Here is a 382-nt window from a genome sequence, read left to right on the forward strand (position 1 = left end):
GTAACGCATTACACACTTCTGGAGCCTCTGGGCTATGTCTCTTTGGTTGAGTGCCGTCTTGAAACCGGCCGTACACATCAGATTCGTGCGCATTTCAGATACATCGGTCATCCGCTTTTCAACGATGAACGGTATGGAGGCAATCAGATATTAAAAGGCACTACATTCACCAAATACAAACAATTTGTTGAAAACTGCTTCAACATTCTGCCCCGGCAGGCACTACACGCCAAAACGCTTGGATTTAGCCATCCAGCAACCGGTGAATATATGGAATTTGATTCCGAGTTGCCCAACGACATCACCACAGTGGTTGAAAAATGGCGAACTTATATTGGTGGAAGAGAAATTGATTAGCTTTAAAAATATCTCAGTTGATGAA

The 382-nt window shown here is 43.5% G+C and carries 1 protein-coding gene; it reads left to right on the plus strand.

Annotated elements, in window-relative coordinates:
• The coding region (locus tag C6366_RS21420; RefSeq protein WP_233248608.1) for an RluA family pseudouridine synthase at positions 1-357 on the plus strand (357 nt) is incomplete at its 5' end.
• Positions 358-382: the final 25 nt, after the last annotated feature.

This window comes from Desulfonatronum sp. SC1, assembly GCF_003046795.1.
In the GTDB taxonomy this organism is placed as follows: Bacteria; Desulfobacterota; Desulfovibrionia; order Desulfovibrionales; family Desulfonatronaceae; genus Desulfonatronum.